The organism is Longimicrobium sp., from assembly GCA_036387335.1.
Classification (GTDB): domain Bacteria; phylum Gemmatimonadota; class Gemmatimonadetes; order Longimicrobiales; family Longimicrobiaceae; genus Longimicrobium.
On the sequence record DASVTZ010000185.1, the window covers coordinates 1 to 26,948 of the forward strand.

At 69.8% G+C, this 26,948-nt stretch carries 28 protein-coding genes; 11 read left to right on the forward strand and 17 right to left on the reverse strand.

Features of this window, described 5'->3' with window-relative positions:
- The 3 genes from VF647_18245 to VF647_18255 all read right to left on the reverse strand — a co-directional run.
- On the reverse strand, positions 1–270 hold a 270-nt coding region (locus VF647_18245), incomplete at its 3' end, for a dockerin type I repeat-containing protein (GenBank protein HEX8454033.1).
- A gap of 902 nt (positions 271–1,172) precedes the next feature.
- A complete protein-coding gene (locus VF647_18250; GenBank protein ID HEX8454034.1) occupies positions 1,173–2,657 on the reverse strand; it encodes a M28 family peptidase in 1,485 nt (494 codons plus the stop codon).
- Positions 2,658–2,752: 95 nt separating this feature from the next.
- Entirely contained in the window at positions 2,753–3,490 is a 738-nt protein-coding gene (locus VF647_18255; GenBank protein HEX8454035.1) for a class I SAM-dependent methyltransferase, read from the reverse strand.
- 419 nt (positions 3,491–3,909) lie between these two features.
- Between VF647_18255 and VF647_18260 the strand changes: the two genes are divergently transcribed.
- From VF647_18260 to VF647_18295, 8 genes are all read left to right on the forward strand, one after another.
- Positions 3,910–4,407: a tetratricopeptide repeat protein gene (locus VF647_18260; GenBank protein ID HEX8454036.1), complete on the forward strand. Its 498-nt coding sequence runs from the start codon at positions 3,910–3,912 to the stop codon at positions 4,405–4,407.
- Positions 4,408–4,611: 204 nt separating this feature from the next.
- Positions 4,612–5,298, forward strand: coding sequence for an NYN domain-containing protein (locus VF647_18265; protein HEX8454037.1), 687 nt, complete (start codon positions 4,612–4,614; stop codon positions 5,296–5,298).
- A gap of 114 nt (positions 5,299–5,412) precedes the next feature.
- Positions 5,413–5,907: an Rrf2 family transcriptional regulator gene (locus VF647_18270; GenBank protein ID HEX8454038.1), complete on the forward strand. Its 495-nt coding sequence runs from the start codon at positions 5,413–5,415 to the stop codon at positions 5,905–5,907.
- Positions 5,908–5,981: 74 nt separating this feature from the next.
- A complete protein-coding gene (locus tag VF647_18275; protein HEX8454039.1) occupies positions 5,982–6,362 on the forward strand; it encodes a carboxypeptidase-like regulatory domain-containing protein in 381 nt (126 codons plus the stop codon).
- 134 nt (positions 6,363–6,496) lie between these two features.
- A complete protein-coding gene (locus VF647_18280; GenBank protein HEX8454040.1) occupies positions 6,497–7,588 on the forward strand; it encodes an alkene reductase in 1,092 nt (363 codons plus the stop codon).
- 91 nt (positions 7,589–7,679) lie between these two features.
- Positions 7,680–8,975, forward strand: a complete 1,296-nt coding sequence (locus VF647_18285; protein ID HEX8454041.1) for an MFS transporter — start codon at positions 7,680–7,682, stop codon at positions 8,973–8,975.
- 18 nt (positions 8,976–8,993) lie between these two features.
- Positions 8,994–10,841: an ABC transporter ATP-binding protein gene (locus VF647_18290; protein ID HEX8454042.1), complete on the forward strand. Its 1,848-nt coding sequence runs from the start codon at positions 8,994–8,996 to the stop codon at positions 10,839–10,841.
- Between the two features lie 271 nt (positions 10,842–11,112).
- On the forward strand, positions 11,113–11,361 hold the full coding sequence (locus tag VF647_18295; GenBank protein ID HEX8454043.1) for a hypothetical protein: 249 nt from the start codon (positions 11,113–11,115) through the stop codon (positions 11,359–11,361).
- A gap of 33 nt (positions 11,362–11,394) precedes the next feature.
- Here the strand turns inward: VF647_18295 and VF647_18300 are convergent, their stop codons facing one another.
- The 14 genes from VF647_18300 to VF647_18365 form a co-directional block, all read right to left on the reverse strand.
- Positions 11,395–12,231 (reverse strand): NYN domain-containing protein, encoded by an 837-nt coding sequence (locus tag VF647_18300; GenBank protein ID HEX8454044.1) that lies wholly within the window; start codon positions 12,229–12,231, stop codon positions 11,395–11,397.
- A 250-nt stretch (positions 12,232–12,481) separates the two neighbouring features.
- Positions 12,482–12,988 carry a hypothetical protein gene (locus VF647_18305; GenBank protein HEX8454045.1) on the reverse strand — a complete coding sequence of 169 codons (507 nt, stop codon included), beginning with the start codon at positions 12,986–12,988 and terminating at the stop codon, positions 12,482–12,484.
- Positions 12,989–13,106: 118 nt separating this feature from the next.
- Positions 13,107–13,625, reverse strand: coding sequence for a DinB family protein (locus VF647_18310; protein HEX8454046.1), 519 nt, complete (start codon positions 13,623–13,625; stop codon positions 13,107–13,109).
- Positions 13,626–13,935: 310 nt separating this feature from the next.
- The gene (locus VF647_18315; GenBank protein ID HEX8454047.1) at positions 13,936–14,481 is read right to left on the reverse strand and encodes an MOSC domain-containing protein; all 546 of its coding nucleotides are present in this window, start codon (positions 14,479–14,481) and stop codon (positions 13,936–13,938) included.
- A gap of 9 nt (positions 14,482–14,490) precedes the next feature.
- On the reverse strand, positions 14,491–14,976 hold the full coding sequence (locus VF647_18320) for a DUF2059 domain-containing protein (GenBank protein ID HEX8454048.1): 486 nt from the start codon (positions 14,974–14,976) through the stop codon (positions 14,491–14,493).
- 81 nt (positions 14,977–15,057) lie between these two features.
- On the reverse strand, positions 15,058–15,579 hold the full coding sequence (locus tag VF647_18325) for a DNA topology modulation protein (protein HEX8454049.1): 522 nt from the start codon (positions 15,577–15,579) through the stop codon (positions 15,058–15,060).
- 24 nt (positions 15,580–15,603) lie between these two features.
- Positions 15,604–16,098, reverse strand: coding sequence for a nuclear transport factor 2 family protein (locus tag VF647_18330; GenBank protein HEX8454050.1), 495 nt, complete (start codon positions 16,096–16,098; stop codon positions 15,604–15,606).
- A 344-nt stretch (positions 16,099–16,442) separates the two neighbouring features.
- Positions 16,443–16,658, reverse strand: a complete 216-nt coding sequence (locus VF647_18335) for a hypothetical protein (GenBank protein HEX8454051.1) — start codon at positions 16,656–16,658, stop codon at positions 16,443–16,445.
- Between the two features lie 159 nt (positions 16,659–16,817).
- A complete protein-coding gene (locus VF647_18340) occupies positions 16,818–19,019 on the reverse strand; it encodes a penicillin acylase family protein (GenBank protein ID HEX8454052.1) in 2,202 nt (733 codons plus the stop codon).
- An 80-nt stretch (positions 19,020–19,099) separates the two neighbouring features.
- Entirely contained in the window at positions 19,100–19,426 is a 327-nt protein-coding gene (locus VF647_18345) for a hypothetical protein (GenBank protein ID HEX8454053.1), read from the reverse strand.
- Positions 19,427–19,645: 219 nt separating this feature from the next.
- On the reverse strand, positions 19,646–19,999 hold the full coding sequence (locus VF647_18350) for a lysozyme inhibitor LprI family protein (GenBank protein ID HEX8454054.1): 354 nt from the start codon (positions 19,997–19,999) through the stop codon (positions 19,646–19,648).
- Complete coding sequence (locus tag VF647_18355) at positions 19,996–20,493, reverse strand: hypothetical protein (protein HEX8454055.1); 498 nt, start codon at positions 20,491–20,493, stop codon at positions 19,996–19,998. The genes VF647_18350 and VF647_18355 overlap by 4 nt, the downstream gene beginning before the upstream one ends.
- A gap of 128 nt (positions 20,494–20,621) precedes the next feature.
- Positions 20,622–21,059, reverse strand: coding sequence for a hypothetical protein (locus tag VF647_18360; protein HEX8454056.1), 438 nt, complete (start codon positions 21,057–21,059; stop codon positions 20,622–20,624).
- Between the two features lie 26 nt (positions 21,060–21,085).
- On the reverse strand, positions 21,086–21,697 hold the full coding sequence (locus VF647_18365; protein ID HEX8454057.1) for a nucleotidyltransferase domain-containing protein: 612 nt from the start codon (positions 21,695–21,697) through the stop codon (positions 21,086–21,088).
- A 135-nt stretch (positions 21,698–21,832) separates the two neighbouring features.
- On the opposite strand from VF647_18365, the gene VF647_18370 reads away from it, so the two are divergent.
- From VF647_18370 to VF647_18380, 3 genes are all read left to right on the forward strand, one after another.
- Positions 21,833–22,498, forward strand: coding sequence for a DUF305 domain-containing protein (locus tag VF647_18370; protein ID HEX8454058.1), 666 nt, complete (start codon positions 21,833–21,835; stop codon positions 22,496–22,498).
- Positions 22,499–22,551: 53 nt separating this feature from the next.
- The gene (locus tag VF647_18375) at positions 22,552–24,567 is read left to right on the forward strand and encodes a hypothetical protein (GenBank protein HEX8454059.1); all 2,016 of its coding nucleotides are present in this window, start codon (positions 22,552–22,554) and stop codon (positions 24,565–24,567) included.
- 190 nt (positions 24,568–24,757) lie between these two features.
- Positions 24,758–26,947 carry a hypothetical protein gene (locus VF647_18380; GenBank protein HEX8454060.1) on the forward strand — a complete coding sequence of 730 codons (2,190 nt, stop codon included), beginning with the start codon at positions 24,758–24,760 and terminating at the stop codon, positions 26,945–26,947.
- Position 26,948 lies beyond the last annotated feature (1 nt).

Here is a 26,948-nt window from a genome sequence, read left to right on the forward strand (position 1 = left end):
CACCGCCACGCGCATGATCAGCTCCGCGTCCGCGCGGGTGATCTGCCCGTCGCCGTCCGCGTCGCCGCGGCCCGGAACGTCGAAGCTGGCCGGGATCGGCCGCCCCGCCAGGTAGGCATAAACGGCAAGGGCGTCGGCCGACGTGATTCGGCCGTCGCCATTGACGTCACCCACCAGGCCGGGGTCACGCTGCTGGGCCAGTGCGGGGATCAGGGCGCCCAGCAGCAGCACCCCGGCCAGCACGGCCGCCTTCATGGAGTAGCGGGACATCGACAGTCGGAGAGGAAATTCGGTCGGCAGTGGGAGCCGCTGCATCGGGCGTTCAGCGCAGCCCGGACGGGTGCACTGGGGAGGCGCGCATCGCGGAAACGGTTACCCGCAACTCAGCCGGGCGACCCGCTTCGCTCTGCCTATCGAAATGAAAGCAGCGGAAGTAGCTGGCGAAACGGCGGAGAGACGTGGCCTGCGGAACCGGGGGCGAGAGCCTTCACGTTAAACGTACTTTGCGCAAAGCGCAATCCCACAGTCCAGATCGGACCAGTGCCCGCTGAGCAACCGAAAATCACCGACCGCCGTGTAGGGCGCGGCGGTTCTCCAAGCAAAAGTAGGATCAGCCACGGAGATCGTCGCGCCTTGTCCCGCTCAAATCGCGAAACCTGGCTACGCTCAGGCCTGCGGCCGGTACGATCCCGCCGAGGGTGAACGCGTTCACCGGATTGTGCCGCGGAACGGTGAGGATGCGCGCCCCGTCCGACATCACGATGTGCTTCCCCTGGCGCACTACGGAGAAGCCTGCCTTCTCGAGCGCGCGAACCGCATCAAAGATGGTTTACCCCTGGAATCTTCCCCACCTCAAGCAGCAACTTCAACTTCACGGACATCCCCTCCGCTCGACATCTCCTCGATAGTTTCGAGGTAGGCCTCGATCGCGTCGCGGATGTTGTCGAGCGCTTCGTCCTCAGTGTCTCCCTGCGACCAGCAGCAGGAAGCCCCGGGCAACTCACGCTGTACCCTTCTTCCGACTTGTTGAGAACGACCTTGTAGATCATATCGGCGCCCGCGGATGTCACGACGCGAAGGGATGCATACCAATATCCGCGTTCACAAGGCTGCACCAAGTTCTCCGCGGAATCAAGGTCCGCCGGGAAACTCGTGCGCGGGCAGGCGCGAAGTCAGCGCTCCAGTCTGAAGCCCGGGTCTACGGCCGGGCGCTGGGCGGCGTTGGCGACGGCCCAGCCCGTCGCATACATCCACTGCGTCATGCGCGTGAGCTTCGCGATGTCGATCCGCTCCGGCTCGTCCTCCGGCGTGTGGTAGTCGGGGTGCAGGAGGGTGGTGAAGAAGATCGCCGGCACCCCCTCCCGCGCGTACGGAAGGTGGTCGCTGCGGAAGTACCAGTTCTCCGGGTGCGCGGGATCGTCCCAGCTGTTGTCGAGGATGAAGCGGGTGTGGCGGCGGTTGGCCTCCAGCGCCATCTCCACCAGCGCCATGGAGTTGCGGTGCGGCGGGATGGAGCCCAGGAGCGCCGCGCTGTCCGGGTGGTTGCGGCCGATCATGTCGCCGTTGAGCACCGCCACCAGCGACTCCTTCGGCACCGTGGGATGCTCGGAGTACCAGTACGAGCCCAGCAGCCCGCGCTCCTCCGCCCCGTGCCACACGAAGAGCGCCGACCGCCGTCCCGGCCGCCGCGCGAAGGCCCGCCCGATGGCCAGGAGCGCCACGCTGACGGTGGCGTTGTCGTCCGCGCCGTTCCAGATGGAGTCGCCGTTCACCGGCTCGCCGATGCCGTCGTGGTCCTGGTGGCCGCTGAACACCACGTGCTCGGCGCGCAGGCGCGGGTCGGTGCCGGGCACGCGCGCCACCACGTTGACCGAGGGAAAGACGAAGCTCTCCACGGCGAGATCCGCGGTGAAGCGGGCGCCGTCCGCCAGCCGCTCCATGACGCCCGGGCGCACGAGGAAGACGGGCGGTCCGGGGGCGGCGCGCATCGTGCCGCGCGGCTCGTCCAGCAGGTACAGGCCCTCGCGCTGCCAGTGCTGCATCCGCCCGAAGGCGGCCGCGGCGACCGTGTCCGCTACGAGGACGATGGCGGCGGGGTTCCCCGCCCGCAGCGCCATGCTCTGCTCGCGCATGGCGGACATGGCGTAGCGCCACTCCCACAGGCTCACGCCGCGCGGGGGCACGCGCGAGGGCGCCTTCAGCCGCGCCACCACCACACGCCCCTGCTCCCCCGCGCCCGCTCCCTCCACGCGGGCAACCTGCGCATTCACCCGCGCGGTGACCGGGGCGAGGAGGACCGCATCCTCCCAGAGCGCCAGCGGCGCGCCGCCGATGGCCACGGTGCTCGCCGCCGTCTGCCGTATGCGGCGCAGGGGGAAGAACTGGAAGTAGGTGCCGTCGTCGCCCGCGGGCAGCAGCCCCGCCTGCCGTGCGCGCTCCGCCACCCAGACGGAGGCGCGCAGCTCATCCTGAGTCGCGCCCTCGCGCCCGCGCATGGAGTCCGACGCCATGGCGAAGAGGTCGCGGCGGAGCTCCTCTCGGGTGATGGCGGAGAGCGCGGGGGGCGCGGCGCTCGCGGCGCGGGGAGTCTGCGCCGCGGCGGCGCCGGCCACGACGGCCAGCATCGCGGCCAGGGCGATGGATCGGGTGTGTGGCATCCGCTGGGCCTTCGTTGGGGTGCACGGGGGGAGCGCCGCACCGCAGCGCACGTGCCGGGCCGCGCTGCCGGGTGTGGCGGCTCAGGCGCGCGCGCTCATGGGCGCGCGATCACGAGACGGTATCCGAGATCGACCTCGGTCCGCCGCAGGAGATCCCCGTGCCGGCGCTCCCACGTGCCACTCTCGAGATCATCGCGCAGGCGGCTCACCCCGGTTTCGACCTCGCCGATCATCGAGAATGCGGAGATCGCCCCGCGGACACCATCGTCCAGGTAGGCGTGTGGCCGCCGCCAGTATGCCCCGAGAAAGCCATCGGTGCAGTCGTGCGGAACGGGCAGCGGGCGCACGTCGATCTCCCCCAGCACCGCTCGCAACTCCTCGACGGACGGCATGTTGCGGCGATCGATCTCCCCGATAGCGGGAAAGTAGTCGTCCACGAGCCAGAAATTCGACGCCGTCGGATCAAAGGTGACGACGACGACCCGTCTCCGGGCGACCCGCGCCAGTTCGGCAAGGCCGCGCACTCGATCGGGCCAATGGTGCGCCGTCAGAATGGCGAGCGCCGCGTCGAACGCATCGTCCCGGAACGGCAGGTCCGTCGCGCTGCCCTGCACCACCGGCGCACTCCCCGCCCGGCGTTGCCGGATCATCTCCAGCGACGGTTCCACGGCGATCACGGCGCGATCAGACGGTTCATACGATCCCGCGCCAGCGCCGACGTTCACCAGGCTCGCCGCGTCGCCGAGCGCGCCGAGTATGGCCGCGCCGATCCGCGGGTCCGGGCGCCGGTAGTGCGCGTACCCGAGGCCGATCTCGTCGTAGAGCTGCGGCATCCTGTCACCTTTCCCGAGCTGCGGCTGGCTGTACGGCATACATGTAAGACATACTCGCAACGCGATCAAACGGCTGCAACAAAACGCCGGGGGATGAAATGAATCCCCCGGCTGGAACTACGCAAAGACGGCTGAAGCCGTCTCGTGAGCGGCCGCTCGTTCCCGCGTCTGACCGTCACCCTGGTATCTCAGCTCAGAGACTCCTACAAACACGTTGCTGCGCCTGCGCTTACAACATATCGTCCTCCGAGGGCCCATTTCGGATGTTGCACCTTGTAACGAAACCCTCAGTTGTAAGACATCCGAATTGTCACCACACCCCGCCTGGCACGGGGAACGCGTTCTCGTGGCGGAGGGTACCCCGTCCGGACTGCTGCCGCGGGACGCTCGCTCCGACCACGCTCATGCTGGGAAGCTCGATGAAGATCCGAACTCTGACGTTCGCGCTGCTGGTGACCGGGCTCTCCGGGTGCATGCCGCCGCCTCCGCCCCCCCCTCCGCCGGCGCCCCTTCCGGCCCCGGCCGCCCCGCCCCCCAGCGCGGAGGAGGTGGAGCGCGCGGCGGAGGAGCAGGCCCGTCGCTCGTGGGAGCAGGCGACGACGCTGGGCCGGCAGGGCCGCTGGCGGGATGCGGAGGCGCTCCTGAGGACGGCGGTCCAGCAGCGCCCCTCGAATCCCACGTATCACCTGGCGCTCTCCAACGCCCTCATACAGCAGTCGCGCGAGAGCGAGGCCGCCGACGCGCTCTGGGCCGGCATCCGCGCGCAGGAAGCGGTGCCGAGCCCCAACCACCGCGTCCTGGTGGTGGACTACGAGCGCCTGGTGGAGCTCCTCACGCGCGTGGGCCGCGCCGCCGAGGCGCAGCAGGCCCGCGCCCGCCAGGCCGAGCACCGGCGGCTGCGGGATGCGGGGCAATGATCGCGCGCAACGCACCGCCCCGGACAGGGATGCGCCGCAACTCTACCACCGCGGGATGTTTCGCTGACCCACGTGTGCCACTTGCATGCGAGGGCTGACCGCTGTATTTTACAAGCATCACCTCGGCGGCCCTCGTGGACGCCGATCCATGCGGTGGCCCGGTGCTCGCGCACCGGGCCACTTGCGTTGTGCCCCCTACGAATTATGCCGTTCGAGCCCTCCCACCCGACTTCACCCGCGCCGCCCACGGCTGCCTCGGACGCTGGCGCCGCGCGTCCGGTGCGTGTCACCGTCTACGTGGACGGGTTCAACCTGTACCACGGGCTTAAGGAGCACAGCAAGGCGCGCGCGTACCGATGGCTCGACCTGCACGCGCTGTCGGAATCGCTCCTCCTTCCTGGCCACCGCCTCGAGAAGGTGCTGTACTTCACGTCTCTGCCGCCGTGGAGCCCGCAGAAGATCGCACGTCACCAGGTGTATATCGACGCGCTGAAGAGCGTGGGGGTGACGGTGGTCGAAGGGCGCTTCCAAAAGGATACCCGGACTTGCTTCGCGATCTGCCGGTTGCCGTTCGACGTGTACGTCGAGAAGCTGACCGACGTGAACATCGCTACACGCATGATCGAGGATGCCGTGCTGGATCGGACGGACTGGATCTACCTCGTGACGGGCGATGCCGATCAGGCACCTGCGATCCGCACCCTTCGGACGCTGGTGCCACAGAAGGTCGTCCGGGTGATCTTCCCACCCCGCCGCCACTCGGCCGAGTTGCAGCAGGTGGCGGATGAACATCTCGGCCCTATAGGACACAGGAAGCTCAAGCCGTTTTTGCTGCCTGATGCGATCACCCTTGCCGACGGCCGCACGATCCATAACCCCGACGGCTGGTAGGTCACGCAAACCGGCGGTCAATTGAACATCTGCGTTCGCCTCGTTCACGCTTCTCTTGACTGCACTCCAATTCGAAACTATTCTGGTTACAGTTAAACCGTTCCGAGGAGCTCGATGATCAGCAGCAGGGTGGCAGTGGCGGTGCACGTGCTGGCGTACCTGGCGTGGCGGAGCGACGGACCTTCGACATCCGAACGCATCGCGGCCAGCGTAAATACCAATCCCGTGGTGGTGCGGCGCATCGTGGGGGCGTTGCGCAACGCGGGGATGGTGTCCGTGCAGCCCGGTGTGGGCGGCGGCGCGGTGCTGGCCCGCCACCCCGACGAGATCACCCTGCTGGAGGTGTATCGGGCGGTGGAGGACGGGGGCGAGCTCTTCTCCGTGCACGCCCAGCCGCCGTCGCGCGAGTGCAACGTGGGGGCGAACATCGTCGAGGTGCTGCAGGGCGTGTTTGTCCGCGCACACACGGCGATGGAGGAGGTGCTGGCGGGGGTTACGGTCGCGCAGATCGGGCGCGAGGTGATGGGGAGGGCGCGCGCGGCGGGGTGCTGCGGCGCGCCTGAGAAGTACGAGGATGCGGGGCGCGCGGCGGAGGCCGGAGCCGCGTAGGACAATGTCACCGCGGCGGCGGCGGACCGGCGAGTGCCGGGCGCGGCCGGGCGGGCGAGCGGCGGAGGGACACCATGGCATGGTTCAGCCGGGTGGTACGAGGATCGCCGGTTTTGCTGCTGATGTGGATGCTGCTGGCGGCGGGTCAGGGCGCGGCGCAGGAGCCGGGAAGGGTGGTGGGACGCATCACGGACGGCGCGGGGAACCCCGTGCGAGGCGCGACGCTGGTGCTGGTGTCGGACGCGGACAGCTCGCGCAGCACGGCGACGTCGGGCGAGACGGGCGGGTTCGAGTTCGCGCGGGTGGCGGCGGGAACGTACACGCTGCGGGCCGAGCGCCCCGGCTTCGCCACGCGAACTACGCGGGTGACGGTGGAGCCCGGCGAGCGGGAGACGGTGATCGCGCGGCTGCGGCCGGCGCGCACGGTGCCGACGGCGGCGCTTCGGCAGCCGTAGCGGCGGAAACGCACGACGGCCGGGAGAGGCCCGGCCGCAGGGGCCAAGTGCGCTCCAATCTGTAACTTGAACGGTTTCGAATTGGCGCCCCGCGCACCGCCGGGAGCCTTTCCAATAGACGATGGGGGTGGGGGATGAACGGGACGCACGAGCGGAGCCTCTTCGACCCGGTCCAGGTGGGACCGTACGAGCTGGCGAACCGCGTGGTGATGGCGCCGATGACACGCAGCCGCGCCGGGGCGGGGGGCGTGCCCTCCGAGCTGGCGCCGGCCTACTACGCGCAGCGCGCCACGGCCGGGCTGATCGTGACCGAGGGGGCGCAGGTGTCGCGGCAGGGGGCCGGGTACGTGAGCACGCCCGGCATCCACACCGACGAGCAGGTTGCGGGATGGCGCCGCGTGACGGAGGCGGTGCACGCGGCGGGCGGGCGCATCTTCCTCCAGCTCTGGCACGTGGGGCGGGTGTCGCACCCGTCGCTGCAGCCGGACGGGGCCCAGCCGGTGGCGCCGTCTGCCGTGGGAATCGAGGGGACCACCTTCACGGCGGATGGGCCGAAGCCCTTCGTGACGCCGCACGCCCTGGAGCGCGACGAGATCCGCGGCGTGGTGGAGCAGTTCGAGAACGGCGCGCGGCACGCGTACCGGGCCGGCTTCGACGGCGTGGAGCTGCACGGCGCCAACGGCTACCTGATCGACCAGTTCCTCCGCGACGGCGCCAACCGCCGCCGCGACGAGTACGGCGGGAGCGTGGCGAACCGGTCGCGCTTCCTCCTGGAAGTCACCGAGGCGGTGACGGGGGTGTGGGGCGGCGACCGGGTGGGGGTGCGCATCTCGCCGGTGAGCGCCGGGAACGGGATGAGCGACAGCGATCCGCTTGCGATCTTTGCGTACGCCGCGTACGCCCTCAACCGCTTCGGGCTGGCGTACCTGCACGTCACCGAGCCGGCAGTTGGCGCCGAGCCGCGCATCACGCCCACGCTGCGGGCCATCTTCCGCGGGGCGCTGATCGCCAACGGCGGCTACGGGCGCGAGACGGCCGACGCGGCCATCGCCCGCGGCGAGGCGGACCTGGTGGCGTTCGGCATCCCCTTCCTCGCCAACCCGGACCTGCCGCGCCGCCTGCGCGAGGGGGCGCCGCTGAACGCGCCCGACCGCGCCACCTTTTACACTGGCGGCGAGCGCGGCTACGTGGACTACCCCACGCTGGAGGCGGCCGCCGCGCGCTGAACGACGCGCACTCGGCGGGGTACGAGAACGGCGCGAATCACCGGGCCGCACGCCCGGTGATTCGCTTTACATACGTCCAGAGAGCTTTCTGTTGCCCGATACAGTCCCCGCCGCCACAGGCCGGCGGAGCGAGTGGGTGCTGCTGGCGGTGCTGACCGCCGTCCAGTTCTGCCACATCCTCGATTTCGTGATCATTATGCCGCTGGGCCCGCAGCTCATGCGCTCCTTTGGCATCGGGGCGAGCAAGTTCGCGCTGCTCGTATCCGCGTACACCTTCAGCGCGGCGATCACGGGGCTGTTCGCGGCGTCGGTGATGGACCGCTTCGACCGCAAGCGGATGCTGCTGGTGCTGCTGGCGGGGTTCGCCGTGGGGACGCTGCTTTGCGGGCTGGCGGGGAGCTTCGCGCTGCTGATGGCGGCGCGGGTGGCGGCCGGGGCGTGCGGCGGGGTGCTGGCAGGCGTCGTCTTCGCCATCATTGGCGACCAGATTCCGCCCGAGCGGCGGGGGCGCGCCACCGGTGTGGTCATGGCGGGGTTCAGCGCCGCGTCGGTGCTCGGGCTGCCGCTGGGGCTTTCCGTGGCGGAGCGGCATGGGTGGCAGGCGCCCTTCGTGTTGCTGTCGGCGCTCACGACGGGGGTGGTGCTCGCCGGCGCACTGGCGCTCCCCCCCATGCGCAGGCACCTTTCCGCGCCGCGCGGCAAATCGCCGATGCGCGACCTGTGGGCGGTGGCTCGCGAGCCATCGCACCTGCGCGCCTTCGGGTTCACGACGGCGCTGATGTTCGCGGCGTTCACGGTGGTGCCCTTCCTCAGCCCGTACCTGACCTTCAACGCCGGGGTCCCGGAGTCGCGGCTGGACCTGATCTACCTGGCGGGCGGCCTGGTCACGCTCTTCACCGGGCCCGCCATGGGGTGGCTCGCCGACCGCTTCGGCCACGCGCGGGTGTTCAGGATCACGGCGGTGGTGAGCATCGTCCCCATCGTGGCCGTCACCAACCTGCCGCCCGTGGGACTGCCGCTGGTGCTCACCGTCACCACGATGATGATGGTGCTGGGCTCGGGGCGGATGATCTCGGCCACGGCGCTGGTGACGGGGGTGGTGCTGCCGGCGCGGCGGGGGAGCTTCATGAGCCTCAACGCCGCCGTGCAGCAGGGCGCCGCCGGGCTCGCCGCCTTCGTGGGCGGGCTGATGATCGGCCGCGCGGCGGACGGCCGGATGGTGGGCTACGCTCGGGTGGGCGTGCTGGCGATCGCCGCCAACCTGCTCACGCTGTGGCTGGTGCGGCGGCTGCGCGAGGTGAAGCCGGAGCCCGCCACGGTGCTGGAGGCCGGCGCGCCCCCGCTGGCCGCACCGCTGGAGGCGCCGCGCGACGCGGCCGCCGACTGAACTCAAGGAGACTGCGCTTTGTCCAACGGCTCGGATAAGAAGAAGAAAAAGGTCACCGCCGAGGCGTGGGCCGAAGCGCGCGCGCTGGTCTGGCAGCACCGCGGAAAGCTAAGCATCGGGATGGTGCTGATGCTCATCTCGCGCGTGGCCGGGCTGGTGCCCGCGGCCGCATCCAAGTTCCTGATCGACGACGTGATCGGAAAAGGGCGCGCCCAGCTGCTGATGCCGCTCGCCATCGGCGTGGCCGGCGCGACGCTGATCCAGGCGCTGACCTCGTTCTCCCTTTCGCAGGTCATCAGCGTCACGGCGCAGCGTGCCATCAACGACATGCGGCGCCGCGTGATGAACAAGGTCACCCGCCTGCCGGTCAGCTACTTCGACTCCACGCAGTCCGGCGTGCTGGTGACGCGCATCATGACCGACGCGGAGGGGATCCGGAACCTGGTGGGCACCGGCATCATCCAGCTGGTGGGCGGCATCGTGACGGCGGTCGCGGCGCTGGTGTGGCTCTTCGTCCTCAACTGGCTGCTGACGGCCATCATCCTCGTCATCCTGCTGGTGTTCGGCGGGGCGATGGCTCGCACCTTTACGAAGCTGCGCCCCGTCTTCCGCGAGCGGAACGAGATCAATTCGCGCATCACGGGGCGCCTCACCGAGACGCTGGGCGGCATCCGCGTGGTGAAGGCGTACGGCACCGAGAAGCGCGAGCAGCGGGTGTTCGCGCGCGGCGTCAACAAGCTCTTCCGCAACATCGCGCAGAGCATCACCGCGGTGTCGGCGGTCGGCTCGGCGGCCACCGTGGTGATCGGGCTGGTGTCGGTGGCGATGATCGTGGTGGGCGGGCGCGCGATCCTCGACGGCAGCATGACTCTGGGCGACCTCTTCTCGTACACCATCCTCACGGGGCTGCTGGCGGCGCCCGTCTTTCAGATCGCCTCCATCAGCACGCAGATCAGCGAGGCGTTCGCGGGGCTGGACCGCATCCGCGAGATCATGAAGATGCGCACCGAGGACGACGAGGACGAGGAGCGCGGCTCCATCGGCCGAATCCATGGCGACGTCGAGCTGCGCGACGTCTGGTTCGAGTACAACCCCGGCCAGCCGGTGCTCAAGGGCGTCACGGTGGACGCCCCGGCCGGGAGCACGACGGCGCTGGTGGGCTCCAGCGGCTCGGGCAAGAGCACTCTGGTGAGCCTGGTGATGGCCTTCAACCGCCCCTCGCAGGGGATGCTGCTGGTGGACGGGCGCGACCTGAACGACATCCGCCTGGGCGACTACCGCGCGCAGCTGGGCGTGGTGCTGCAGGAGAACTTCCTCTTCGACGGCACGGTGGCGGACAACATCCGCTTCAGCCGCCCGGACGCGACGCGCGACGAGATCGAGGAGGTGGCGCGGATCGCCAACGCGGACGAGTTCATTCGCGGCTTTCCGCAGGGGTACGACACGGTCGTGGGCGAGCGGGGGATCAAGCTCTCCGGCGGGCAGCGGCAGCGGATCGCCATCGCGCGCGCCATCCTGGCCGACCCGCGCATCCTGATCCTGGACGAGGCCACCTCCGCGCTGGACAGTGAGAGCGAGGCGCTGATCCAGGAGGGGCTGCGGCGGCTGCGAAAGGGGCGCACCTCGTTCGTGATCGCGCACCGTCTCTCCACCATCCGCAGCGCGGACCAGATCCTCGTGCTGGAGGCCGGCGAGGTGGTGGAGCGCGGCACGCACACCGAGCTGATGGCGCTGGGCGGCCGCTACCGCGACCTGCACGACCGGCAGTACGCCTGGGAGTCGGACCGCTTCGTGAACCCGGGCGAGGACTTCACGCCCGAGCCGGAGCTGCCCAAGGCCAAGGTGCGCGCGGCCGCGGCAAGCTGAGGAAGGAACAGCAGCCTCACACAGAGACACAGAGGGGTACTGCAAGAGGGTACGGAAAGGGATTCTGCTGTTCCTCTGTGGCTTTGTAGTGCAGCGGGTGAGCCAGAACTGCATGGCTCACGCGGAGACGCAGAGACGCGGAGAGAGAACCGCAACGGCGGGGCGCACACAGAGGCACAGAGACCACAGAGGAACGGCTCGCATTGTCCGCGTCTCGCGTGTGCAGTCTGGTTAGAACGATCAGGAATGTACAGGAACTAGAGGAGAGGGTATGCAGACCGTCATTGACTTGCCGGCTCCGCGCCTTATCCGCACGGAGGAGGAATATGATGCTGCCGTTGCGGAGATAGACCGGCTCCTGGACTTGGGCCCGTTTCCGAATCGCGGAGAGTACGATCGTCTGGAGATGCTGTCGCTTGTCGTGGAGGACTACGACTCACGCAACCACCCGATCGACGATTCCGACCTGACGCCGCAGGACCTCAGTGAGCAGAGAGAGCCACAGAGGAAGCACGAATAACGTAGGAGAGGGGCATAAGATTTCTCCGCGCCTCTACTCGGGCGGAAGCACCTTGGCCAGAGCGATCGCCGCTAGACGGGTTTCGCAGGCTGAGAGGAATCCCTTGCGGACTTCCCGCCGCTCAGCGGAAGTAAGGTCGCGGGCCAGGTGAGTGCGGCTCCGCGCCAGGAGACGACCGTCGAGCTGCTTCGGTAGCTGGTGGGTTGCGCGGATGCTTGCCACGAGCCCATCGAGCTCGGCTTCGGCGACCTCATTCGCCATCCCCTCCACGACTTCCGTGAGCGGATCTGTTGAGGGGCCGGGCTGCGGGCCTGGAAACATTGCCGCTGGCTGGCGTGGATTGCAGGAGAGGAAGGGGGAAAGGTCCGACTCGCTCCACTCGGCCGTGGTGTCGGCTTCCTGGAGCAGGAACACGGACTGGCTTCCGCGGCTTGGCTTGATCCCCAGCAGGTGCACCCGGACGCCAAGCTCCTGCGCCTGTTGCACGCCTACTCGCAGGTCTTCGTCGCCGGACAGCAGGACGGCTTCGGCCATTGCGCGGTTCTGGGCAAGGGTGATCATGTCGGTGACGATCAGCGAGTCCACGCCCTTCTGCTCGCCCATGCTGTTCACCAGGCCGAGACGCACCTTTACTCCAGGGAGGTAGGCGAGCGCAATGTGCTGGGCTGTCGGTCCGCTGGAAGTTCCATCGTACCAGTAGATCCGCAGCAACGGCAAACGGCAGACGCGCTCGGCGAACTGAGTGAGAGCTTCGGCGACTTTCGCGTGGTCGATCACGACTTCGCCCCGAGCCAGCTTGCTGCCGGCAAGGAGGCTGCTGCCCTGGGCAAAGAGATATCCGGCATCGACGAACACCGCCACGCGATCCATGCGCACCCCCTCAAAAATAGGCTTAAAGTGGACATATTGCACCACGAAGAAAGGGGTCCCCGAGGGGACCCCTTAGTACGCTGCTCCATTTTAAAAGTAGTCGGAGCAACGCTCTAAAATTACCGAAACGGTCTGGCAACGTCAAGTGTCGCGAACAGCTTACGCCGTTCAGAACTGAAGCAAGCCGTGAGACGTAGGGTGAGAATTGAAGGAGGCGCGGAGAGATGGTCTCTCCGCGCCTCCTTTGTGCTCAGAACTTCTTGCGCCCGCCGCCTCCACCGCCGCGGCTGGGGCCTTTGGAGGGGCCGCGAGCGGGGCCCTTGAAGGGAGGCTTGCCGGGGCCGCGGCGCGGCTTCGCGTCGCGCGGGGCCTCGTCTTCGTCGCGGTCGCGGGAGCGGGGCGGGGCGCCGCGGGTGCCGCCCCGCGGGCCGCCGCCGGTGCGCCCGGCCGAGCCGCCGCGCGTGCCGTAGCCCGGGCCTGAACGCTCCGACGGGCCGGAGCGCTCGCGCGGGGCCGTGCTCGGGCGGGCTCGGGGGGCGGGACGGTCCTCGTCGGAGCGCTCCATCCCCTGGGCGATGCGCTGAAGCTGGCGGGCCTGGCTCAGGAGCGCGCGGCCCTGCTCTTCCAGCGCGTCCGCCATCTCCAGCAGATCCTCGGAGCGCGAGCCGCGGGCGCGGGCCGGCGCGTTGAAGCCACCCTCTTCACCATCGTTATCGGCAGCGCGGCCGGGAGGGCCGCGGCGCGTCGGTTGTCTCATGTGTCCTCACGTGTGGGTGTGACGCGGATGCGGAACCGGGTCCGCCCCCGCTGCACGATGCGCACCCGCCGCACGGGCGGTGCCGCGCACAAGGTAACGCCCCGCGCGCGCCGCCGCTTCAGGACCAGGGCTCGTCGGCGCTGGGACCGTAGATCGACGGCACCGGAACGTCCAGCAGCCGCAGGTACACGCTGAGCTGCCCGCGGTGGTGCACCATGTGGCTCACCACCATCCCGCGCAGCACGCCGATGCGCGGCTGCGTGAAGACCACGTGCTCGCCCGCGCGCAGCGTCCAGGGCTCGCGCAGCGACAGGTCGTCCGCCTCCTCCAGCAGCGGGCGAAAGGCCGCCACCGTTTCGTCGAAGCGTCGCAGGATCTCGTCACGCGTGGTCGCCGGCGGGTTGGGCGGCAGCGGGGCGGTGACGTCGAACTCCTGCCCCTGTATGATCGCCGTCCCGTAGAACGGGATCGTGGCGATGTGCGTGGCGAGCCCGCCCAGCGACATCGACTTCGGGTGCGGCTTCCAATCGAAGTGCTCTTCAGGGACGCGCTCCAGCACGCGGCGCGTGGTGGCGATCTCGGTCTCGAGGTCGCCCAGGGCGATCTTCTGCAGAGGGGGGCGGGTGGCTTCGGTCATGGCCGGGTTCGGTTGGCGGGTGGAAAGGGAAAGGCGGCCCCGGGGGACCGCCTTTTCACATGCAGCGGCGAGGCGCCAGGCTCAGCCGCAGCACTTCTCCTTGCAGCAGTCGCAGCTCTCGCAGCATTCGGTGCAGTCGCAGTCCGGGCAGTCGCACTTGACGTTCATGGGGCTCCTTCACGGTGGATGAAAGCTGAATCCGCTCGCATGGAGGGTAAGCGACTCCGGGCTCCGGGTCAAGGCAACAGCGGGCCTCACATAGCGCCGCAGAGGGGAACCGCAAGAGAACGGAGAGTTCGTGCCGGCCTGTTCAGACCGGCGCGAGGGGGTGGTGCGGCTCGGGAGGGAGCTCCACGCGGATGCCGTCGCCCGGGCGCACCTCGCCGTCCGCGACGATCACGCCCATGATGCCCGCCTTGCGCACCAGGTTGCCGTCGGCGTCACGGGCGAGGACGGCGGACATCAGGCCGGGCTGGAAGCGATCGAGCTGATAACATGGGTTGCGGAGGCCGGTGACTTCCACGACGGCACCGCCGCCCAGGTGCAGCCGCGTGCCCACCGGAAGCGCCAGCAGGTCGACGCCGCGGGTGGTCACGTTCTCGCCCATCTCGCCCGGCTGCACGGTGAAGCCGGCCTCCCGCAGCTCGTCATGCAGTTCGGCGTGGATCAGGTGCAGCTGGCGCAGGTTGGGCTGCGTGGGGTCGCGCGCCACGCGTGAGAGGTGCTGCACGGTGACGCCCTGGTGCGCGTCGCCCTCCACGCCCAGGCCGGCCAGGAGGCGGATGCACTCCTGGTTCGGCTTGCTGAACGAGTGCTCGGGGCCGCAACTGACCGCGATGACCATCCCGTCGCGCACGGCCGGGCCTCAGGGGTTGGTGCGCTTGCTGTCCACCTGCTGAAGGCGGGCGATGAGGTCGGCCTGCTTCCTCTCTGCGAGGCGGCGGCCCAGCTCGGCGCCACGTGTGGCCATCACGGGCTGAATCGCCGCCACCCGCTGCCCGAGCGGCGTCCGGTAGAAGGCGGTCAGCGCGCGGAGGTCTTCTTCGTTGAACGCTTCGGCGTAGAGCGCCGCGAAGGCGTTGGTCGCCTCCTCGCTGGAGAAGATGTCACGTGCCCAGCCGATCATGGCCTCGCGGTAGCGGCCCATCTCCGGGTTCGTGCGGATCTGCTCGGCGAACATGGCCTCCACGCCCGCCATGGAGAGCTTCTGGATCTGGATCTCCTGCAGAAGCTCCCGCGCCACCGCCAGGTGCGAGGGCGTGAAGGTGCGTGCTGGGACCGTGTCGCGCTGCGCCGCCGCGGGGGTGGCGAGCGCGAGGGCGAGTCCGAGTGCGAATACGGTGCGGCGCATGAATTCTCCTAGTTCTCCCCGGGCGCGCGCCCGGGCGTTGGGGTTCGTGGCGGGGTGCCTATGCCGCCGCGGCCGTCTTCTTCATCGTCCGCCGCTCGCCTGTACGCCGGCGAGGAACCGGTCGGCCTCTCGCCGCGAGCGAAGGTGGACGACCCGCTTGTCCGGGCCGAGCGCCGCCAGGCGTCGGAGGACGCCGGGGCGCCGGTCGCGCGGGTAGCGCCACACCCAGCGCGCGAACTCCCACGTCATCTGCTCGGGGCAGCCGGGGTCCAGGTCCGGCCGCGCGCGCCCCCGGAAGCGCAGCCAGCGCCGCAGCACGCGCGCCAGGCACACCGTCCGCGGCAGGTCCATGAAGACCACCGTGTCGCACGCGGCCAGCCTCTGGTCCATCGTGCGGCCGTAGTTGCCGTCCATGATCCACGCCGGCCGTGCCGCCAGCCCCGCGATCGTCGCGTCCCACTCGGCGTCGGGCGTGGGCACCCAGCCGGGCTTCCAGTAGAGCACATCCAGGTGGTGCACCGGGAGCCCCGTGGCCTCGCCCAGCCGCCTGGCGAGCGTGCTCTTACCCGCGCCCCCGGAGCCGATCACGATCACGCGCCGCATCGCCGCCGGGGTGCGCGGCGCGTCTCAGGGCGCGGGGCGCGCGCCGGGGATGCGCGGGCACTCGCGGCGGCGCGTGTCGATGATCTGGATGATCTGCCACCCTTTGTCCTTCGTGCGAAAGAGCTGCAGCGCGTTCACCCCGCAGTGGCTGAACCTCCCGTCCAGGTAGAACGCGTAGTCCATCCAGGCGGTGGCCAGGTCGCCGTCCGTGCGGATCTCGAGGTTGGAGACGCGCTCGTCCCACGTCTGCGTGTGCGGCGTGCCGACCGCGCGCAGGAACGCCTCGATGCTGTCCGTGCGCAGCACCGGCTCGCCCTGGCGCACGGCAGTCGTCTGCAGCCGCGCCTGCGGATGGAAGACGGCGTGCACCGCCGCACTGTCCGCGGCCCGCATCCCGTTGAAGAGCCGCTCCACCGCCGCCTTCACCTCCTGCTCCGGCGTGGCGGCCTGCGCGGCGGCGGTACCCACGTAGGCGGCGGTAGCGAGCATTACGGCGAACATCAAGCGGATGGGACGCATGGGCAGTTGCCTCGGAGGGGAGAGCAGGCGGAAGGCTTTCGCGGAGTATAATCGTTGATGCACGCTCCGCAAAAGGGCCGTTTCACGCACGCGCACAGAAGGGCGCGGCGAGAACATCGCGAGAGGCTTCCCTCCGTGCCTTCGCGGTTCCCTCCGTGCCCTCTGTGTGATGCGCTGTTCTTCGGCTCCGGCGGGTACTGCCGCTCGTCGCGCCCGCATGGGTGCCGGTGGCGCAGCGTACCGTGGTCGTTGCGGCGAGCGCGTATCGTCGCTGACGGCGTCCTCGCATCCAGGTGGGTTGGGGAGGCGGACGGGCGCCCGGAAACTCCGAACGCCTTTGGACCTCAGTTGGAGAAGCAGGCGACGACGTCTTCGGCGAACTGCTGGAGGCACTCCGACTTCGTGGGGCCGCCGCACCTCACGAACTTCGCGGCCGCCGCCAAGAGGCACCACACCGGAACACGCGCGTCGACGAGTGCCTCCCGGTCTGCCTCCGTGAAGCCCTTTTCGGTGTTGACGAGCTGATCGAGGAACTGCTGCTCGTTGCGGGACATGGCCATGGCTGCCTCCGGTGTGGTGGTGATCACAGGGCGGAACCTTCACCGAATTAGAGGGACACGCTTACCGGGATTCGCGGCGCAGCACCGGAACCGGCAGAAGAGAAGGCCCGGCGAGCACGATGCTCGCCGGGCCTCCGGTTCAGTCTGTGGAAGGTCCGTTCACCGCCCCGGCCGGTACTCCCGCTCGGTGTGCCCGCGAAGCTGCCCGGGGTAGAAGTACACCTCGCGCAGGTTGCCGGTGGCGTAGCGCTCCGCCTGGTCGTTGAAGTGCGGCGAGCGCGGGTCGCCGCTCTGCCCGCCGGCGGTCACGGCGCGCGCCCGCACGCTGTCGCCGAACTCGACGATGGCGACGAAGCTGTTGCCGCTGGTGCCGTAGTAGCGCTTCGTCCCCGGGTAGCGGCGCGCGCCAAAGGAGGCGAGCGAGCCCCACTGCGCGGACGTGAACGGCACCGGGATGCTGGGCCCCGCATCGGTGAACGGCTGCACGATGGCGCCGGTGAGGCGCTGGAAGCGGTTGATCTCTCCCCATGGCGTGCGCCACGTGCCGAAGTCCTGCCGCAGCCGGTCGGAGGCGGCGGCGAGCGCCTGGAGCTTCTGCTCGGCGGTGGCGCGCGTGGCGATGTAGTCGTACACGTTCATCCCCGCCCCGCGCGCGTCCGGGCCCACACGGCCCCACATCTCCTCACCCCAGAACACCGCCAGCGAGGTGGGCACCGACGCCGCCGACCAGCGGAAGTCCCACCCGCGCAGCACCCCGATCTGCTCAGCGAGGCGCGCCTTGAGCGGATCGGATGCGGGAGTGCGGTCGTACGCCTCCAGCAGCGTGGGGATCAGCCGCGCGAACGCCGTCAGGTAGGGATCGTACGCCGCCGCGCGCAGCGACTCGATGGTGAAGTCCTTTTTGTTCTCCAGCACCATGACGGCGTGGATGCCGCGCGGGTTCTCGCCGGCGACGTCCATGTAGCGCGGAAAGCTCTCGCGCTTGGGGCTGTACGGCCCCGCCGCCGAGTACGGCCAGTTGTTGGTGTTCTGGATCCAGCCGTTGGGCGGGTTCAGCAGGTGCGGCGCCTCGGCCAGCGTGTGCAGCCCCTTCCAATCGCTCGCCGGATCGCTGCCATCCACGGGCTTCGTGTAGTCGAAGCGGTCGTCGCGCCGCGGAATGAAGTGCGGATGGCTGTACGCGATGTTCCCCTCCGCGTCGGCGAAGATCGTGTTGTTGGACGAGTTCGCCTTCATCTGCTCCGCCACGCGCTGGAACTCCAAGTAGTTGCGCGCCCGGGTGCGCAGGAACGACTGGCTGAGCGCCTCCACCGGCTTCCGCATCAGCGCGATGCTCACCCACTTCCCGTCCGCCTCTCGCACGATGGGCCCGTGGTGCGTCTTGTAGACCGTGAACCTCCTGCTGGCCATCCCCGCCGGCGTGTGGTACGGGATGGTGATGGTGTCGGTGACGACGGGCCGCTCCTGCGCGCCGTAGCGGTAGAAGCGCCGCCCGTTCCGCTCCACGACGGTCTCCAGGAACTCGTCCACCACGTCCACGCCGCTGGAGGTGTGCATCCATCCGGCGCGCTCGTTGAAGCCCTGGTAGACGAAGAACTGCCCCCACGTCACCGCGCCGTACGTGTTCAGCCCCTCGTCGCTCGCCATCTGCAGCTCGGCCCGAAAGAAGAACGACGTGTGCGGGTTGATGAGGAGGAGCGCGCGCCGGTTGAGCGTGTTCTGCGGCGCGATGGCGAAGCCGTTGGACCCGCGCGGCTCTTTGAAGCCGTCGTCGTGCCGCGCCGCCACCGTGCGCCGCCCGTAGAATGCCTCCAGATCGCGCAGCGACACCCGCTCGATGTCGCCGCCGATGCTCCCCTCGCTGAACGAAAGCGCCATCCACGGCTCGAAGCGGCGGATGACGCGCGGCGTGACCTGCGGGTGCGTGTGGAGGTAGAAGTTGAGCCCGTCCGCCCACGCGTCCATCAGCGAGCGGAGCCACGCGGGGCCGGCGGCGTACTGGGCGCGCAGCGTGTCGGGGTCGATGAACAGCTTCATGCGCAGGTCCTGCCAGATCGCGGCCTCACCCTCGGCCTCGGCGAGGCGCCCCATCGCGTTGACGAAGTTGGTCTCCACGCGGTTGAAGTCGTCCTCCGCCTGCGCGTACACCATCCCGAACACCGCATCCGCGTCCGTCTTCCCGCGGATGTGCGGGATCCCCCAGTCGTCGCGGGTGATGGTGACGTTCCGCGCCCTCTGCTCCCACCGCCCCACCTCCCCCCCCGCCGCCGCGACGCTCCCGGTGGCCTGCGGCATCTGCGGCGCGCACGCGCCCAGGAGGAGCGCGACCGTCGCGAGTGTGTAGCGGGTGGTGCGGATCATGGGCGGTGCATCCGGTATGGGTGCCTTGGGTGGATGCCCCAAGCTCGGTTCCCCGCCCCGTCGCCGCAAGAACCGGAGGCTCAGCCGTCTCCCGGCGTTGTCTGCGCATCGACGCCGTGGTACTCCACGAACCAGCGGAGGTGGTGGAAGCAGCGCTCCAGCGCTTCGAATCCGTCGGGGCTCCGCTTCAACCACACACCGGGAGCCGCGCGAGGCTCCAGGTGGCGCCAGACACCGCCGGAGAGGTAGCGCACAACGAACTCCCCCGAATCGTAATCGACGCGGATCTCGTCGTCCCAGGTGGAGTAGCGCTGCTGCTGGTACAATCTGACCGTGTGCATCGACTTCACCGGGAACAGCCCCGCCGCGTACCGCGAGCCGGCAAGCCGCTCTACGAAGTCAGCCATCGGCGCGAAGTACGGATTGGCACCCGCGAGACCACGGAAGCGGCTCGCGACATACTGCCATGAGTGCGCTTCGTATCTAAGAGTCACGCGGTGTGTCCAGGCGATTGGCGACCTCCGCCTGGAGCACGTCCAACCTGAAGTCTTCGTATCCGCTCTCCAGCCCTTCAGCAAACTCGGCGTCGCGAGCGGCCCGCTCCTGGGAGTAGCGACTCAACTCAGTCATGCGTCCTCTGCGTTCTCCGCGCGCAGCGAGGCGGTGCGCGCTTCGGTGAGCTCGGCCAGGCAGCGCAGGCGCACGACCTGGTACTCGCGCCGGCCCGCCGACCTGGAGCTGCGGAAATCGCACTCGGCCTCGCGGAAGCGCTCCCAGAGCTGCTCGGCGGCGCGGAGCTTCACGCGCGGCTCCGGCTCCAGGCGCGCCGCGGTCTCGCGGAACACGCGCTGCTGTTCCGCGTGCGCCCTGCGATAACGGTCGATGGCGCACTGGTACATCGCGGCAAAGGTCTGCGCATCGCACCGCGGCTCCTGTGCGCCGAGGGTGAGGGCCAGCGCGAGCATCGAAATGCCAGTCATGATCCCTCACGAAAGCGGTCTCGGATCCGTCGCGCGCCGTATTCGCCGCGCCGGATGCAAGATTCACAGGTGCAGGGCGCTTTCCCGTGCGCGCCGGGGAAGTACCGCCATCCCGCGAGCTGCGAAAGGCGCCGCACGCGGTGGATCTCGCCGGGTGCGATGCCGCGGGGGATGATCACCTCGCAGCCGAGCGCCGCGTCCGCCTCGAAGAGCATCGCGGCGGCCTCGCCGGCCTGCATGCGCTCATGCCTTTCATTGTAGTGCCCCACGTAGACGAGCTGGTCGTTGGGAACGCGGAAGTACACGCCCCAGAAGGTGCGGTCACCGCGCCGCTTCAGCTCGCGCAGCCATTGGTGCGAGACGAAGAAGTTAGGCGTAGTAGGCATCGCGTACACACCATCGGGCACCTTCCAGCACGTCGGCCCCGCTCTGATCCCGGCGCGCAGGATGCGGTCTACCAGGCGCTCCGGGGTGAGGTGAACGAAAGTCGCCATCGTTGCTGTGCAGGAAAGGAAAACTGCGCCTCACACAGAGGCACAGAGCCAGAGAGTGAGAACCGCAAAAGTGGTTCTCTGTGGCTTGCGGTTTCCTCTGCGTTCTCTGTGTGAGGCTGTTCCCGCGATCATGCCGGTAAGCGGATCTCCGCGGCAACGGAGCGGCGATGCTCGCGGATCCAGGCGGCGGCAAGCTCCAGGATCGCGCGCGATTGTGCAACCGCGCTCCGAACTTCTTCGTCGGTGGCACGCTTCGCCCAGCCATATTCGATCTGGATACGGTCCATCCTGCGCTCCTGGAATTCCTGGAGAAGGGGTTCGAGCGCGCCCTGAACCAGGAAGCCCGCGGTGGCGAGCGTCACCTCGTGATGATTGTTGGCGCGCACGCGCAGGTTCGCGGACCGCACCACGGCCAGCGCCGCCGTGCGGCCCGCGTCGTACGCCGCCGTCAGCCGCCGGTTGGGCGCGCGCATTGAGAGGGAGGCGTCCTCGATCGCCTCCAGGGCGCCAGCCCACAGGCCGATGACTTCCTCGTCCGGCGCGGGCTCGTCCACCAGGCGGCCCATTCCGCGGAGATTGTCGATCCTCTCGTTCATGAGGCCAGCGCCTCCGCGGACGGAAGGTGGTCGGGAGAGCCGAGGAGCCAGAGCTTGGGGCCGCTCAGCGCGCTCGGCAGGAAGCTGGCGCCGGGCCGCGCGTCGCGCCGGAAGGTGGGGGAGTCGTAGCGCTTCGCGTCGACGGGACGGTCGAGGACTACCGACGCGTCGAGCAGCGCCTTGCCTACGGCCCCGTTTGGGATGCGGTCGCCGTACACGAAGAGGTCGATGTCGCTGTCCGGCCGCGCGTCGCCGCGGGCGAAGGAGCCGAAGATGAACGCGGCTTCCAGGCCAGGAACGTCCGCCAGCACCGACTCCAGGATCAGCGCCGGCGCGTACTCCTGCACCAGCGAGGCGAGGGCGGGCCACCGCGGATGCGAGTGGTTGCGCCCCACGAGCACGGCCTGGCCCTCGCGGCTGCGCTCCAGCAGCCCCAGGCCGGCCAGCCGGTCGATCTCGATCTGCAGCGACCTCTTTCCCGCCACGCCGGTGCGCCGCCCGAGCGCGCGAACACTCAGGCGTGAACGCGGGTACACCACGAAGTGGACGAGGATGCGCGCTCGCGCGTCCGAGCCCAAAAGGCTCGCCAGCGGACTCGTTTGTTCCATTTCACCTCCTGCCCTGGAATATAGGGCATGCGCTGGAACGGGCAACAGCCTTGCGGGGCCACGGGAGTGAGCTAGTATCCATGATTCGGGCACAACCATCGGAAAGGGCGCGGCGGGCGGCGCCCAAGGAGTGAGATGACTACATCATCCCCCCGACGGACTCTGGCGCTGCTGCTGGGCGCAGTGATCTGCGGCGGCGCGGGACAGGCGGCGGCGCAGGGGCACTCGCACGGCGGGCAGCACACGCACGCGGCGGTGCCGGCCGACAGCGTGCACCGGCCGTGGACCGCGGCGGACGTGCACTTCATGTCGCACATGATCGGGCACCACGCGCAGGCCATCGAGATGGCGCGCCTGGCGCCCACGCACGGCGCCAACCCCACCGTGCGCCGGCTGGCCGAGCGCGTCATCAACGCCCAGCAGGACGAGATCGCCACGATGCAGCAGTGGCTCCGCGACCGGAAGCAGCCGGTGCCGGAGGCGCGCGCGTCGGCCACGATGACGATGACCACCAACGGCGTCGAGCACCAGATGCGGATGCCGGGGATGCTCACCGACGCGCAGATGAAGCAGCTGGGCGAGGCGAGGGGCCCGGAGTTCGACCGGCTCTTCCTCACCTTCATGATCCAGCACCACCGCGGCGCGGTCGCCATGGTGGAGGAGCTGTTCGGCACGCACGGCGCCGGGCAGGACGATACGGTGTTCAAGTTCGCATCGGACGTGAACGTCGATCAGACCACCGAGATCGCGCGGATGCAGCAGATGCTGGTCGCGATTCTCTTCGATGGAGGCACCCCGTGAGCCAACCGATGTCCGTGCGCAGGTCCCTTTTGGCCCCTATCCAGGAAGACGCGATGCAATCACCATCCCCCGCTCCGCGCGCCGCGCTGAAGCGGTCGCTCGTCGCCGCGCTGCTCTCGCTGGCCGCGCTCACCCCGGCGGCCGCCCAGAACGGCGGCCCGTCGTCGGGCTCCGACAACCGCACGACCGGCGCCCCCGCGCCCGATCCGCGCGTGGGCCTTCGCGCCGGCCTCCACGACGCCGCCGAGGCGACGTGGAACATGCGCATCCTCTCCAAGACACGCCCGCCGGAGAGGTTCGCCACGAGCACCAACTCCGACCTGGCGTTCAGCGGCAAGTACGCCATCCAGGGGAACTACAATGGCTTCCAGGTCTGGGACATCAGCAACCCCAGGAGCCCCACGCTGGCCAAGGAGTACTTCTGCCCGGCATCGCAGAGCGACGTGTCGGTGTACAAGAACCTCCTGTTCGTGTCCGGCGAGGCAGGGTCGGGGCGGCTGGACTGCGGCGGGCAGGGCGTGCCTGAGCCGGTGAGCCGCGAGCGGCTGCGCGGGCTGCGCATCTTCGACATCAGCGACATCAACAATCCGCGCTACCTGGGCAACGTGCAGACGTGCCGCGGCTCGCACACGCACACGGTGCTCGCCGACCCGCGCGATCCGCAGAACGTGTACGTGTACATCTCCGGCTCGGCCGGGGTGCGCTCGCCCGAGGAGCTTCCCGGGTGCGTGAGCGACACGCCGGACAGGAACCCGAACTCGGCGCTCTTCCGCATCGAAGTCATCCGCGTGCCGCTGGCCAACCCGGAGCGCGCCGCCATCGTGAGCTCGCCGCGCATCTTCACGGGCCTGACGGCTCCGCAGCGCCACGGTGAGACGCCGGAAGACATCGCCGCCAACGCCCAGATGGTCGCCGCGGCGAAGGCGCGCGGGGCGTTCACCGCCATGGTCCAGGGGATTGAGCGGGCGCTTCCGCCCCGCATGACGGCGCCCATGCTGGACAGCATCGTGAAGGCGCGCGGCGGCACCGGCACGCCCACGGGCGCGGACAGCGCCGCGCTGCGCGCCGGCATCCAGAACATCGTCAACCAGATGATCGGCGAGCAGGCGGGGGCCGGCCCGCGTCCGGGGCCCACGCAGTGCCACGACATCACGGTGTACCCGGCGGTCGGGCTGGCCGGCGGCGCCTGTGAGGGCTACGGACTGCTGCTGGACATCCGCAACCCGGCCAACCCGGTGCGGCTCACCGCCGTGGCGGACTCCAACTTCTCGTACTGGCACTCGGCGACGTTCAACAACGACGCCACCAAGGTGCTGTTCAGCGACGAGTGGGGCGGCGGCGGACAGGCCAAGTGCCGCGCCACCGACCCGCGCGGATGGGGCGCCGACGCCATCTTCACCGTGAACGCGCGCCGCGAGATGCAGTTCCAGAGCTACTACAAGCTCCCGGCGCCGCAGACCGCGCAGGAGAACTGCGTGGCCCACAACGGCTCGCTGATCCCCATTCCGGGGCGCGACGTGATGGTGCAGTCGTGGTACCAGGGCGGCGTGTCGGTCTTCGACTGGACGGACGCGCGGAAGCCGGTGGAGATCGCCTTCTTCGACCGTGGCCCGGTGGACTCCACCCGCATGGGCAGCGGCGGCACGTGGTCCGCGTACTGGTACAACGGCGTGATCGTCAGCTCGGAGATCTCGCGCGGGCTGGACATCATGGAGTTGACGCCGAGCGCGCTGCTCTCGCAGAACGAGATCGACGCGGCCAAGACGGTGCGTGTGGACTACCTGAACCCGCAGGGCCAGCCGAAGATCGTGTGGCCGGCGTCGTTCGCGCTCGCCCGCGCCTACGCGGACCAGCTGGAGCGCTCGCGCGGGCTCACCGCGGCGCGGCTGGGCACGATCCGCCAGGCGCTCACCACCGCCGAGCGCGCGCCCGCCGCGCGCCGCCGCACGGCCCTGACCACGCTCGCGGGCCAGATCAGCGGCTACGCGGCCGGTTCGTCGGACGCCGCCAAGGTGCGGATGCTGGCCGGCGCGGTGCGCGACCTGGCTTCGGGGCGCCAGGGGCAGTAACCGCGGGGAACCGCTGGCCTCACACAGAGCCACAGAGGTAAAGGAAAGCGGGAACGGAAAGAAGCTCTCTTCCGTTCTCGCTTTTCCTCCTCTGTGCCTCTGTGTGAGGCTTTTTTTCTTTTGGAACTCCGCGGGGCACGATGACGTACACGGCGGTGGCAGTTCATCCCTTCCCCGGCCCTACCCCCACATGCGCTCCGCAGCCGTCCTCGCCCTTCTCCTGTTCGCCCTGCCCGCCGCCGCGCAGGACGACGCCTACCGCGACCCGCGCGCACGCGAGCTCGTGAGGCTCGCGCGGGCGCGGCGCGCGGTGGTCGACACGCGCATCACCGGCTACCAGGTGACGGCGCGGGAGCGGATCTCGGCGCGGATGTCGGTGATGGGGATCGAGAAGCTCCTCTTCCGGCGGGAGACGGCGTCGCGCGTCGACTGGTCCCGCGACACCGTGCGCGTGGAGGTGATCGGCGCGCGCGAGGCGATTCCGGCCGTGCGCGTGGGGGCGCAGCGCATCTCGCCCGACAACATCGCCGGGTCCGCGATGGTGATCGCCTTCGATCCGGCCGATCCGGAGATGCTCCTCCGCTTCGACTCCACCGTGATCCGTAACCCGCTGGCGGCGGGGAGCGAGGCGCACTACCGCTACTCCAGCGGCGACAGCCTCTCCATTCGCCTTCCCAACGGGCGGGGCGTGCGCATCCTGGAGCTGCGCATCGCCGCGCGCCGCGCCGATCCGCACCTCATCAACGGCTCCTTCTGGCTGGACTCGGAGACGCACGCGGTGGTGCGCGCCGGCTTCCGCCAGAGCCGCCCCTTCAGCAGCACCGGGTCCGGCGTCACCATCGTCATGCCCGAGGCGGGGGCCGAGCTGGACTTCGTGGCGATCGACTACGGGTTCTGGGACCGCCGCTGGTGGCTTCCGCGCAGCGTGGCCGCGCGCGGCGTGGCGCACTTCGCCGGTCGCCGCTTTCCCCTCTCGTACGAGCGCACCTACGAGGGGTACCAGGTGACGGGCGACACGCTGGCCGCCGCCCCCACCCGCCAGAGCGTGGCCGAAGGCGCCGTCGCCACGCCGCCGCGCTGCCGCAGGCAGATCACCGCCAGCATCAACGTCGGCAACGGTGTGCAGAGCGACTCGAGCTGGGAAGCCGCGTGGGACCGGCAGGTCGCCGACATGGCGGCCGCCGACACGGCGCAGCGCGACAGCACGGCGAGCGGGTCCGCGCCGAAGTGCACCCAGGCCTTCGTCCTGACGCGCGCTCCGGGCACGGACCTGGTGAGCGGCCCCACGTTCCCCGCGGGGATCTACGACGAAAAGGAGGGCGCCGTCAGCGAGCAGGATCTGCGCACCCTCACCGACCTGGTGCGCGACCTGCCGGGCACGCCGTGGAGCATCGGCAAGCCGGGCGTGCGGCTGCTGAGCCCGGAGACGATCCGCTTCAACCGCGTAGAGGGGCTTTCGGTGGGACCGCGCGCGAGCCTGCCGCTGGGCCCCGCGGAGCTGCGCGCCGAGGTGCGCGCGGGCACGACGGGCGAAATCGGCGCGCGCCTGGCTGGGATCCACTCCACGGCCGCGCTGCGCACCGAGGTGGCGGCGTACCGCGGGCTGGAGGCGGTGGCGGTGTCGTCGCAGCCCTTCTCCCTCGGAAGCTCCGCGAGCGCCCTCCTGCTGGGACGAGACGAGAACGACTACTTCCGCGCGACGGGCGCCGAGCTGCGCCTTTCTCCCGCGGCCACGCGGCGCCAGCGGTGGGACGTGCGCCTCTTCGCCGAGCACCAGCGCGGCGTGAGTGCCCGCACCGACGTCAGCCTGCGCGGCGCCTTCGACGATGGCTTCGACGCGCGAGAGAACGTCCTGGCCGAGACGCTCGACCAGGCCGGCGCCACCTTCCGCGTCCGCGCCTCCCGCGGCGACGACCCCTCGCGCCTGCGCACCCGCGCCGAGCTGGAGCTCCACGGCGAGACGGGCGGCGCCACCTTTGGCCGTCCCCTCCTCCGCCTGGGCGCGGAGGGGCCGGTCGCGGCCGGCGTGGGCTACGGCCTCTCGCTGGCGGGGGGCACGGGCTTCGGCGAGGTGCCGGTGCAGCGCTTCTGGCAGATCGGCGGCGCCACGACGGTTCGCGGCCACGACCCCGCCTCCATGCGCGGCGAGACGCTCTGGCTCGCCCGGGCCGAGCTCACCCGCGGCGCCCCCATGATGCGCCTCTCCCTCTTCGGCGACGCCGGCTGGGCGGGCGACACCGCGGACCTGTGGGATGCGCGGCCGCTGCGCGGCGTGGGCATCGGCGTGGCGTTCCTGGACAACCTGGTGCGTGTGGACCTGGCGCAGGGGCTCGGCGGCGGCGGGTTCCACCTCCACCTGCGGATGGGCGGGGGGATCTGAC

What these genes read in the sequence shown, in the direction of transcription:
- VF647_18250 (HEX8454034.1), bottom strand. Translation starts at nt 2,657, where the DNA reads ATGCCACACACCCGATCCATCGCCCTGGCCGCGATGCTGGCCGTCGTG.
- VF647_18255 (HEX8454035.1), bottom strand. Translation starts at nt 3,490, where the DNA reads ATGCCGCAGCTCTACGACGAGATCGGCCTCGGGTACGCGCACTACCGG.
- VF647_18260 (HEX8454036.1), top strand. Translation starts at nt 3,910, where the DNA reads ATGAAGATCCGAACTCTGACGTTCGCGCTGCTGGTGACCGGGCTCTCC.
- VF647_18265 (HEX8454037.1), top strand. Translation starts at nt 4,612, where the DNA reads ATGCCGTTCGAGCCCTCCCACCCGACTTCACCCGCGCCGCCCACGGCT.
- VF647_18270 (HEX8454038.1), top strand. Translation starts at nt 5,413, where the DNA reads ATGATCAGCAGCAGGGTGGCAGTGGCGGTGCACGTGCTGGCGTACCTG.
- VF647_18275 (HEX8454039.1), top strand. Translation starts at nt 5,982, where the DNA reads ATGGCATGGTTCAGCCGGGTGGTACGAGGATCGCCGGTTTTGCTGCTG.
- VF647_18280 (HEX8454040.1), top strand. Translation starts at nt 6,497, where the DNA reads ATGAACGGGACGCACGAGCGGAGCCTCTTCGACCCGGTCCAGGTGGGA.
- VF647_18295 (HEX8454043.1), top strand. Translation starts at nt 11,113, where the DNA reads ATGCAGACCGTCATTGACTTGCCGGCTCCGCGCCTTATCCGCACGGAG.
- VF647_18300 (HEX8454044.1), bottom strand. Translation starts at nt 12,231, where the DNA reads ATGGATCGCGTGGCGGTGTTCGTCGATGCCGGATATCTCTTTGCCCAG.
- VF647_18305 (HEX8454045.1), bottom strand. Translation starts at nt 12,988, where the DNA reads ATGAGACAACCGACGCGCCGCGGCCCTCCCGGCCGCGCTGCCGATAAC.
- VF647_18310 (HEX8454046.1), bottom strand. Translation starts at nt 13,625, where the DNA reads ATGACCGAAGCCACCCGCCCCCCTCTGCAGAAGATCGCCCTGGGCGAC.
- VF647_18320 (HEX8454048.1), bottom strand. Translation starts at nt 14,976, where the DNA reads ATGCGCCGCACCGTATTCGCACTCGGACTCGCCCTCGCGCTCGCCACC.
- VF647_18325 (HEX8454049.1), bottom strand. Translation starts at nt 15,579, where the DNA reads ATGCGGCGCGTGATCGTGATCGGCTCCGGGGGCGCGGGTAAGAGCACG.
- VF647_18330 (HEX8454050.1), bottom strand. Translation starts at nt 16,098, where the DNA reads ATGCGTCCCATCCGCTTGATGTTCGCCGTAATGCTCGCTACCGCCGCC.
- VF647_18335 (HEX8454051.1), bottom strand. Translation starts at nt 16,658, where the DNA reads ATGGCCATGTCCCGCAACGAGCAGCAGTTCCTCGATCAGCTCGTCAAC.
- VF647_18340 (HEX8454052.1), bottom strand. Translation starts at nt 19,019, where the DNA reads ATGATCCGCACCACCCGCTACACACTCGCGACGGTCGCGCTCCTCCTG.
- VF647_18345 (HEX8454053.1), bottom strand. Translation starts at nt 19,426, where the DNA reads ATGGCTGACTTCGTAGAGCGGCTTGCCGGCTCGCGGTACGCGGCGGGG.
- VF647_18350 (HEX8454054.1), bottom strand. Translation starts at nt 19,999, where the DNA reads ATGACTGGCATTTCGATGCTCGCGCTGGCCCTCACCCTCGGCGCACAG.
- VF647_18355 (HEX8454055.1), bottom strand. Translation starts at nt 20,493, where the DNA reads ATGGCGACTTTCGTTCACCTCACCCCGGAGCGCCTGGTAGACCGCATC.
- VF647_18360 (HEX8454056.1), bottom strand. Translation starts at nt 21,059, where the DNA reads ATGGGCCGCCTGGTGGACGAGCCCGCGCCGGACGAGGAAGTCATCGGC.
- VF647_18365 (HEX8454057.1), bottom strand. Translation starts at nt 21,697, where the DNA reads ATGGAACAAACGAGTCCGCTGGCGAGCCTTTTGGGCTCGGACGCGCGA.
- VF647_18370 (HEX8454058.1), top strand. Translation starts at nt 21,833, where the DNA reads ATGACTACATCATCCCCCCGACGGACTCTGGCGCTGCTGCTGGGCGCA.
- VF647_18375 (HEX8454059.1), top strand. Translation starts at nt 22,552, where the DNA reads ATGCAATCACCATCCCCCGCTCCGCGCGCCGCGCTGAAGCGGTCGCTC.
- VF647_18380 (HEX8454060.1), top strand. Translation starts at nt 24,758, where the DNA reads ATGCGCTCCGCAGCCGTCCTCGCCCTTCTCCTGTTCGCCCTGCCCGCC.